The sequence below is a fragment of the Phormidium pseudopriestleyi FRX01 genome (assembly GCF_017313335.1).
Taxonomy (GTDB): domain Bacteria; phylum Cyanobacteriota; class Cyanobacteriia; order Cyanobacteriales; family Laspinemataceae; genus Laspinema; species Laspinema pseudopriestleyi.
Window position 1 is genome coordinate 1 of sequence record NZ_JAFLQW010000275.1, and the last position, 8,711, is coordinate 8,711.

The window sequence follows — 8,711 nt, forward strand, 5'->3', positions numbered from 1 at the left end:
CAGTGAGGGGTGATACCCCGCAAGTAGATTTATAAATCTTTACAATTAAGTGGCTTAAATCGCTAAACTCTTTCAAGATGAAGGTTCTCATCGCCCTCCCCAAGATCCAGGGGCGGGGACCGGATCCAGGGTTATAGCAGATTTCAGACCTGTGAAGTACAATCTAAAGCCCCTCTCCCTTCTTGGGAGAGGGGTTTGGGGTGAGGGCTGTACTGTGGCGCAAGTTGTCAAAAATTTAGAGGGGCAAGAGACTCCCGGTTTCTGATTCAACTGCGAAAAGGAGTGGAGTTTTGAGACGAAAACTGCGAGGCCATGTTGTTAGCCTCAGTCCTAATTTTCTCCGTAAAAACCATGAGATTTTTTTGGCTTAAAAATCATTAAATTTTTAGGTAATTGTCTAAGAAAGAGGTACAATTGAGATGAGGAAAAATTTATGCGGTTTAATCTCAGCAGTCTCATGAATGGGTTGGATTGCCCAACAGTGAGGATAGTTGAAGGTGGAAGCTGGACTGATCTGCCAATCCACATCATCATGGGGCGCAGACAGCGGTACGGGTCCAAGAGGAAGATTGAGGGTGAGGAGAACAATGCCCAACTGGGGTGATGAACAGACGGGCGATCGCCCGTCCGGGGTGAGTCTTCATCCTGGGGAGTCCCCAGACTGGGTAGGATGAAGTAAAGAATTGCTTGGACTTGCGAATTATTCGGTTTTCAAATTGTGGAGATTTGTCGATTTTTCCATACATTAATTAGCAAGAAATAGCAACAAGTACGATGAATAACACAGGGTATTCTTGGGTGATAGTTCGGGGAATTTTAATTTGCTTCATTGCCCTGATTATTGCTTTTCCCTCTCAATTATTTTTGCCTCAGAGTGACAGTTGGAGTGAGATAGAGTCTCAACCGAACGAAACGGGCTGGATTAAGAAAAAGGGGCGGGTCAATTCGGGGTTAAAATTTGGATTCAGCCTGAAAAAACAGGGGAGGATGATGATAGATCGGAAAAACTATGGGATTTTTCCCTTGGCGATCGCCGGAATTCCCCGGATTCATGAAACGAGAGAAGACAGTCTGGGTATGAGATGGAATTTGGTGAAGCAAACCATTAATGCCACGCGACAACTGTTATGGAATTTCTCCCAAGCCTTACAAAAGTTAATGGAGAAACAATGGATCGAGGAACTTGTCCCGAGTCCCAAAAAATAGAGGACTTTGGCGGGTACTAAAATCCTCTGAAAAACCGTTTTATACTAAATCCGGTTGTCAAAAACTTGTTTTCTCTTGATATTGACCTTGGGGAGGCCGGTGTGATTCCTGGCGCTGCACCCTTGAATTGGTCGGGTTTAGGGATGATTTAATAGGTCCCGCTGGCGATCGCAGAATTAGCCATTTTCACCAAATCTTCGGGTTTACCCGCTTTAATTCCCATCTGATAGCGCGTGTCATTTTGGTCCCAAGTCATCGTGGAATCAGAACAATTTGCACCACAAACCGCATCCATAAAATAGCCCGTAATTCCATCATCTAAGGAGACAGATTGCCCCTCTAAATCTGGACTATTGGGGGAAAGTTCTTCTCCTGAAACCGTGCCAAATCGACAAGCAGTCCCCCCACTACAGTCAGGAGTAAATCCCAGTATTAGTTGGTATTGAGAAGCCGTTAACGTCTCAATCGTGGCATAAACTTCTGTTGCGCCATCGGACCCAAAAATATAATCCGGCAGCAGAATGGGAATTTGAGTTTCTTGTTGAATTTGGGGCAGAATTGGCTCAAAAATGGGATTAGGAATGGGCGCTTGAGAAACCGGAGGATTCTGGGGCGCAGAGGGAACCGAAGGATTTGTACCCGTATCCCCAGGGGGAGAGTTCAAATCAGTTGTGGGACTGTTGGCACAAGCTGATAAAACTAAGAAACTCAGGCAAAGAACTGTTTTAAGATGTGGCATCGTTAAGAGTGGAGGGGTAAACAATTAAGAGAAGTGGACGGGGGTGGATAGTGTCACATTATAACCCACAGGCGAGGGGAACTTGATAAATACAGATTCACCAACCAAACGCCCCGTCTCGTTTCCTTTCTCTGTCTACAAAAAAAATTCACACTCTCCGTTGAATTTTGCAATCAAAATCCAGATTTGAAAAATTTTAACCTTTAAAAATTAAACTTTGCCGACATAATGAATGGCACAATTGGCTTAATTTGTTTTTATGTCCGTGACAAAAACGCTGGATAATCCCTTCTTGTTCAAAATGACTGAGTAATCGAGTAATTGTGACTCGGGAAGACCCGATGGTATCGGCAAAATCCTGATGAGTCATTCGTAAATTGATTAACGTTCCTTGATTGTTGCCCAGGGGATGACCAAATTCTGCGGATAGCCATTCCAATAAACTTAAGAAGCGATCGGTTACAGAAAGCTGATGAATGATGCTGAGAAATTTTTCACTTTTCCAAGTATGAACTAACAAGGCTTGTTGCAAATAACTATTAGGACTGATTTCGCTAACCTCCACTGGCGTTAAACATTCTAGTTGATACGGGTTCATCTGAGATAACGGTTTGCCGACAATATCTCCCTCTCCCCAAAAGCCTAATATGAGCACTTTTCCTTCTTCATTCCAAGTCATGGAACGGACTACTCCGTCTTCAATTTTCCAGATTTTGTCTGGTTTTAGGGGCAATATTTCTTGACTTTTGAACCGTTCTGGTAGGGCGATTTTCTGCGTCTGTGATGGCAGAGAAAGTTGAGAGTCAATCAGTCGGAGGGGACTGGCAACGGATGAATTGATGCTCATTTTGGTTCCTCAGTGATAAAGGTGTAACCGGGAAATTTAGGATAGCCTGTAATTTAGACTTGATGGCGGTAAAGTTAGGACAATTCTGCCAATCATTTAAAATTACTCTCGGTTTTCCTGGTTGTTTAATTAATTCTGTTGGGAGCATCCCAATGCTCGCCGCCCTCACCCTAAATCCCTCTCCCAAAGGGGGAGAGGCCTGTCCTGAGCCCTGAGCCCCGCCGAAGCCTGTCCTGAGCCCTGAGCCCCGCCGAAGGGTCGAAGGGGGTCGAAGGGGGTCGAAGGGGGTCGAAGGGGGTCGAAGGGGACTTTGAATCTGGCTCCCATTCTCCCAAAAAGGGAGAATGGGGCTCCGGGGGATGCACCCATTCTGTTCAGGTCACTGGGTGATATAATCCAAGTTAATCAGTTTGGTTTGGGACAGTTCACCTTGTCGTAATAGGTGATTAATCGTGGGGGAAACTGGCATCGTTTGGCGGCAATCTGGACAATACCAATACAACCCGTTTCGATTGATAGATCTCAGCATTTTTCCCGAACAACAAGGACAGTTCATATTAAGTTGAGGGGTAAAGGCATTTGTATTGAGTTGACTGAGAACTCCTTGGGTGGATCCATAAATCCAGAAGAGTCAGGGAGTTTATAGTTGCAACTTGTTCTCAATTAAAATCATAGAGTAGCTTGCTCACCTCTGTCAATGTAAATTCATGAAGTTTTATGAAGAAGCCCCTGTTTTCCTTGATAAATCCCTATATTGCCGGGGATTTTAGGGAGATGGGGGGCAAAAAGTCCTATGAATTCGTTATGAACTGTATCCATTGATATGACTTTTGAGTGATTCATTGATTTAAAGTAAGGAGTTGAGGGCTATCTTAATTAAGAAAGACTGGCAATAATTAAGATAGGGGCAGAAGACAGACCCCAACCCCTGGGGATGGGGGAAATCTGAATTATCGGGATTGAAATCCCTTTTGGACTCCATAGTTAACGGTTTTAAACTCCAGGCGATCGCCTCCGGGATGATAGAGGGTATAGGTTGCCTGACCCGGAATCCGTCCCACACTACCAACGCCGATCGCCTGTCGGGGAGGGGTTTGAGTCACCCTTTCCGATTCTGCTGCATCTAAAGTAGCGATCGCATCCCGGACTGAACCCCCTTCAATCTGATACTGAAAACTTAACCCAGACCGACCACAAAATAGATAATTTGCCCCCATCCGCATCAGACGGTCCAGAATTTTCAAAGGCGGTGTTTCCGGCGTAATTTCATCATCTACACTCACCGTCGTTCCATGAATCAGCAAACAGTCCAACTCAAAAAACCCAAAATCTAAACCACTAATCCACTGGACCGTTTCCCGGGAAACTGAATCCCACAAAACCTTAGTCATTTTCATCCCATACTGTTCTATCAACTGAGTCGGTTTTCCCGTCCGTCCGAGTCCATACAAAATCAGACATTGTTCCTCCCACCACCCTTGACAGACCTGCGCTTCCAGTTCCCCGGAACGAGGATTTCTAATCCGATGAACTAACTTTTCCGAGTCCGGAGTTGGCCCAACTACATCCCCTAGAATATAGAGCGCTTCCAGGGAAAATTTAGACAGTTTTAAATCCTGGATTACCGCTTCGTAAGCCGGTAAATTTCCTTCAATCCCGCTTAAAATTGCCCAGTATGCCATCTTAATCTATAAATTTTCCAGAACATTAACAAAACCCTGTCCAGCTTATTTCAATCGCTTCTGATTCAGGAATGACCGGACCGAAATCAAACCCCAAAAATTACCGTTCACAGACATGAGTGGGGTCATCGGCCCGTTCAGCATATTCTAACCCTCGGGCCAACCGCCAAGCAAAAATTTTAGGCAACCCTCTGGCAATGATTGCCTCACAGATTTGTTGATAATCATAAACCACTTCCCGAAGGGTGACCTGTTCCGTTTCCGTATCATAAATAACGTATGTGGCATTAGGCCGTCCGTGGCGCGGTTCCCCGACCGAACCCACATTCACAATCCGTTTCAGAGGAGTGGTAAAAGTTTGGGAATCTAGGGTGCCATTTTGAGTCACCCGAACCCGCAATTCTCCCCCATCCAAAGTCCGAACGTAGGGAACATGGGTATGTCCACAAAACAGAATATCTGCCCCGGTTGCTAAGACTCGTTCACTGGCTACAAAGGCATCCAAATTAGGCAACAGATATTCATGAGGACTATGAGGACTTCCATGCACAAAAGCTAGATTATCTTGTCGCAAAATGTGGGGGAGTTCGGCCAAAAATTGCCGATTTTCTGGGGTAATTTCTTGGTCCGTCCATTCGTGAGCTTGTTTGCCCCGACTTTCGGCTAAAACTGAGGGATAGCTGCACTCACAGGCGTTCAATCCTTCTACAATATCCTCATCCCAACATCCCGCACAGGTGGGAATTTTTAAACTTTGAATTCGTTCTACGACTTGGTTTGGATAGGGTCCATAGCCTACTAAGTCACCGACACAAAAAATCTGTTCTGCTTGTTGTTGTTCGATATCGAGTAATACTGCATCTAAGGCGGAAATATTGCCATGAATGCAAGAAATAACGGCAAGTTTCATGAGAGAGATACCTCGGGAATTCCTAGATTTTCTTTGAGTTGATGTTGATAGTAAGCAACGGCTTCATCGGAGAGACAAAATTCCTGTAAAGTGAGGGAAATTGCTTCTTTATCTAAGGTTTTTCCCACCACTTCTAAACCACTGAAGCGGTCAGGTCTGCCTTCTAACCATTGACTGCGGTTTAAGGGTTGAAATTCTTTTTCTAGGCCAACTTTTGTAAAATTGCCCAGAATAGATTGTCCTTCAACGAGTTCAAAAATCCCTTTGGCGCGGGTGACTGTCCCATAAGCGCCTTCGGTGAGTTCATACCAAAAAATCTCTAAACTGGCAGGGTCGAGAATTTCTCCGGTGAGGACTCCCCGAAAAATCTCCGATTGGGCCGTGGTTTGTTCGGGACGAGGGACTGCAATTACCTGAGTTCCCCACTCATGCCAGGGACTGCCGGAACTGTCTTCCGGGACGATCGCCACCCGATCGCAGTGATAACGGTCTAAAACTGGGGCCGTTGCCTCCAAATCCAGATGAAATCCCAACTCGATATAGGCAACCGTATCTGGCCCCATTGCCCGCAACTGCGCTTCCTCCTCAACGGTGATGATTTGCACGCGATCGCCAAACTCATCGGCAATCCAAGTGCCATCAATCGGCATCGTATCCGCACTCGGGCAAAAATACAGGACCCGCTTTTGCACCAAAGCAATCTGTTCTCGAATCCAGGTCGTTTTCCCCACTCCGGAGGACCCACCTACAGCAGTAATCATGGGATCTAGGTCACGAAAATGATAATCATTCTTATTTTAGACGCAAAAGGCGATCGCGGGGTGAATTTTTCCCGCGATCGCCTTCAGTTCAGTCCTGAGAATAACTCAAGACGAGGCATTTTTGTTTAAATTTTTCAAACGAGAGTCCCGATACCTGAGCACGGGTGGCAAGGCGGGGGTTTCTCTTGTGTTTTTAGTCGGTTTTAACCGACTTTAGCTATTAGGCGGGGGTTTGAACCCCCGACGGGTGTTGCCGCAACCCGTTCATCCCAAAACTGCGTGATTTGTTCACCGACTGGTTGGGGATAAAAGTAGTGAAAAAAGTAGCCCCCCTCGGGACATTGCCAAAGGCGATCGCCATCTTTGAACCAAGGTTGCCATCCCTGCAATAAGCTGGGTTCAATAATCACATCATTTTGACTGCCGCACACCAACAGGGGCACTGGCACTCCACCGGGAAACAACTGCCCTTGCTGATACAAAGTATGTAAAGATAAGGACTGACTGAGCGCCCTATCAAACCGGCGGCGGATTTGTTGGACAATCGTCGGAGATTGGCATCCAAATATCTCATGTACCGTCCGAGTCAAAATCGCTGATCGAGAATAAGGCAGGCATTGGAGTTGATTATAATAATAAACCTGCCAATCCACTGCCGGATAGACTCCCACGGAGAGCAACGTGAGAGAATGCACTTTTTCGGGATGACGACGGGCATACAGTAATCCCAGCAGACCCCCGGTGCCATGTCCAAGCAGATGAATCGGGCGATCGCCTATGCTTAAATAATCATCGAGCAATTCTAATGCAATTTCTATAGACATTGCCTCATCTTGGGTTTGGGAATATTCCCATTGACCCACGGTCAGATGTCGAGATAAAGCCTTTAATAAAGGGCGATCGAATACTTGGAGAGAGGGGCTAACATTCAGCCAAAGCGCGTCAGGAAATTGAGACATGATATGAGTTCCTTGTGAGCAAAATTAGCATTAAATCGGGGTAAGGGCATCCGGATTCAAAGTCCCTCTCCCAAAATGGGAGAGGGATTTAGGGTGAGGGAATGCACTTTTTTTTGAGTTTCTATACCCCGAATTCACTCTTGAGTTGAGCGACCCAGGTTTTAATTCGGCTATCGGTCAAGTCAGACTGATTGTCTTCATCGATCGCCAGTCCGACAAACTTACCATTTTTAACGGCCTTTGATCCATCAAAGTCATAGCCATCAGTCGGCCAATACCCAACTGTTTTCCCCCCCAAAGATGATATTTTTTCTTCTAAAATCCCCATTGCATCCTGAAAATTATCCGCATAGCCCACTTGGTCTCCGGATCCAAAGTAGGCTACTTTTTTACCAGTAAAATCAATGGAATCTAGGTCTTCATAAAACCCTTCCCAGTCTGACTGAAGTTCGCCCACATTCCAGGTTGGGCAACCCACAATAATGCAATCATAATTAGCAAAATCATTCGGGGCGGCATTACAAATTTCTTCTAAATCCACCACACTCTCGCCCCCGAATTCTTTTTGAATTGATTCGCCTACGGTTTCAGTGTTTCCGGTTTGAGTGCCGTAAAATAGTCCAATTTTTGCCATTGTCTTTTGTTGTGAGAGTCTTGTTTGCAAAGGGTTTGATAAGACACCGGGTTTCTGAACAGGGTGATAGAAACCCGGTTGCTGAGTGCGATCGGCCAACCTGCTTTAGGCTTCCTCAATAGAAGGGTCAAAGCCTGTTCAACGCGACGGAAATTAAATCCCATTGCGCGTAAGGCGTGCCAGAGATGTCCTTGGAGGAAGAAAAAGGCCAGGAAAAAGTGAGAATTAGCCAACCAAGACCGAGAAGTATGCTCCCCTAATGGCAACTTCACCGTATCTGCAAAATAGGGCGAATCGGGCATTTCCGGCCCACCAGTCATACTTGACGCTTGGATTGTCGTAGGTCTGCATAGGTTTAGTGCTAGAGAGAGAAAAGGCTCTTTATTGAACTTTATTCTCAATAGACTATACTCGCTATTAGAAATAATTGTCAAGGCAAGTTTGTAAAGTTTTATGAAGAACTGCCCGGTTTCGGGGGATTTCCGGCAAACTTTCCCGGGCGAAAGGGTTGCACAGCTTGAGTTTTAGGATTTTTAGGAATTTATAGTGATGGACGGTGTTTAGGGAAAGGAATTACTAGGAAGTTCAGTTATCTCTAACTATTCTCAATAAAGCTACCACCATCAGAGGGTTTTGTAGGGGTTTGGTCTCCAAACCCCCACCATCAGAGGGTTTGGAGACCAAACCACTACAGATGTTCAGGGGATTCAGTGTAGGGGGTTGGTCACCAAACCCTCTCTACCATTTTGATGGGTTATTTGGATGCAATTGGTCATTTTCCCAACGCAATGGATTCTCAATAATGTATTGCCTCAAAATGTTGAGTTTTTCTTCATCGCGAATGATGTGTTCATAATAGTTGCGTTGCCAAAATTTAACGCCAATTGAATCTCGTTTTTGATTGATTAATTTTGTGGTTTGATATTTAAAATAAGCGATGATTTTTCCGAGTTGTGTTTTGTATTCAAAAAAG

At 45.3% G+C, this 8,711-nt stretch carries 10 protein-coding genes and 1 pseudogene; 1 reads left to right on the forward strand and 10 read right to left on the reverse strand.

From position 1 onward, the window contains the following. Positions 1-774 precede the first annotated feature (774 nt). The gene (locus J0895_RS09980; RefSeq protein ID WP_207087951.1) at positions 775-1,206 is read left to right on the forward strand and encodes a hypothetical protein; all 432 of its coding nucleotides are present in this window, start codon (positions 775-777) and stop codon (positions 1,204-1,206) included. Between the two features lie 148 nt (positions 1,207-1,354). Here the strand turns inward: J0895_RS09980 and J0895_RS09985 are convergent, their stop codons facing one another. The 10 genes and pseudogenes from J0895_RS09985 to J0895_RS10030 all read right to left on the reverse strand — a co-directional run. After that, on the reverse strand, positions 1,355-1,945 hold the full coding sequence (locus tag J0895_RS09985) for a hypothetical protein (protein ID WP_207087952.1): 591 nt from the start codon (positions 1,943-1,945) through the stop codon (positions 1,355-1,357). Positions 1,946-2,141: 196 nt separating this feature from the next. Continuing rightward, a complete protein-coding gene (locus J0895_RS09990; RefSeq protein WP_207087953.1) occupies positions 2,142-2,792 on the reverse strand; it encodes a Crp/Fnr family transcriptional regulator in 651 nt (216 codons plus the stop codon). Positions 2,793-3,171: 379 nt separating this feature from the next. After that, on the reverse strand, positions 3,172-3,321 hold the full coding sequence (locus J0895_RS09995) for a hypothetical protein (protein WP_207087960.1): 150 nt from the start codon (positions 3,319-3,321) through the stop codon (positions 3,172-3,174). A gap of 421 nt (positions 3,322-3,742) precedes the next feature. Beyond that, positions 3,743-4,474 carry a metallophosphoesterase family protein gene (locus J0895_RS10000; RefSeq protein WP_207087954.1) on the reverse strand — a complete coding sequence of 244 codons (732 nt, stop codon included), beginning with the start codon at positions 4,472-4,474 and terminating at the stop codon, positions 3,743-3,745. 100 nt (positions 4,475-4,574) lie between these two features. Beyond that, a complete protein-coding gene (locus tag J0895_RS10005) occupies positions 4,575-5,384 on the reverse strand; it encodes a metallophosphoesterase family protein (protein WP_207087955.1) in 810 nt (269 codons plus the stop codon). Next, the gene (locus tag J0895_RS10010) at positions 5,381-6,145 is read right to left on the reverse strand and encodes a GTP-binding protein (RefSeq protein WP_207087956.1); all 765 of its coding nucleotides are present in this window, start codon (positions 6,143-6,145) and stop codon (positions 5,381-5,383) included. The genes J0895_RS10005 and J0895_RS10010 overlap by 4 nt, the downstream gene beginning before the upstream one ends. A gap of 203 nt (positions 6,146-6,348) precedes the next feature. Beyond that, positions 6,349-7,104 carry an alpha/beta fold hydrolase gene (locus J0895_RS10015; protein WP_207087957.1) on the reverse strand — a complete coding sequence of 252 codons (756 nt, stop codon included), beginning with the start codon at positions 7,102-7,104 and terminating at the stop codon, positions 6,349-6,351. 121 nt (positions 7,105-7,225) lie between these two features. Next, a complete protein-coding gene (gene fldA / locus J0895_RS10020; RefSeq protein WP_207087958.1) occupies positions 7,226-7,738 on the reverse strand; it encodes a flavodoxin FldA in 513 nt (170 codons plus the stop codon). Between the two features lie 128 nt (positions 7,739-7,866). Beyond that, positions 7,867-8,031 (reverse strand): annotated as a pseudogene (locus J0895_RS26740) (chlorophyll a/b binding light-harvesting protein); the annotation flags it as partial. Positions 8,032-8,476: 445 nt separating this feature from the next. Then, on the reverse strand, positions 8,477-8,711 hold a 235-nt coding region (locus tag J0895_RS10030), incomplete at its 5' end, for a transposase (protein ID WP_207087959.1).

Coding starts and splice junctions, on each gene's coding strand:
- J0895_RS09980 (WP_207087951.1), top strand. CDS start 775: ATGAATAACACAGGGTATTCTTGGGTGATAGTTCGGGGAATTTTAATT.
- J0895_RS09985 (WP_207087952.1), bottom strand. CDS start 1,945: ATGCCACATCTTAAAACAGTTCTTTGCCTGAGTTTCTTAGTTTTATCA.
- J0895_RS09990 (WP_207087953.1), bottom strand. CDS start 2,792: ATGAGCATCAATTCATCCGTTGCCAGTCCCCTCCGACTGATTGACTCT.
- J0895_RS09995 (WP_207087960.1), bottom strand. CDS start 3,321: ATGCTGAGATCTATCAATCGAAACGGGTTGTATTGGTATTGTCCAGAT.
- J0895_RS10000 (WP_207087954.1), bottom strand. CDS start 4,474: ATGGCATACTGGGCAATTTTAAGCGGGATTGAAGGAAATTTACCGGCT.
- J0895_RS10005 (WP_207087955.1), bottom strand. CDS start 5,384: ATGAAACTTGCCGTTATTTCTTGCATTCATGGCAATATTTCCGCCTTA.
- J0895_RS10010 (WP_207087956.1), bottom strand. CDS start 6,145: ATGATTACTGCTGTAGGTGGGTCCTCCGGAGTGGGGAAAACGACCTGG.
- J0895_RS10015 (WP_207087957.1), bottom strand. CDS start 7,104: ATGTCTCAATTTCCTGACGCGCTTTGGCTGAATGTTAGCCCCTCTCTC.
- fldA (WP_207087958.1), bottom strand. CDS start 7,738: ATGGCAAAAATTGGACTATTTTACGGCACTCAAACCGGAAACACTGAA.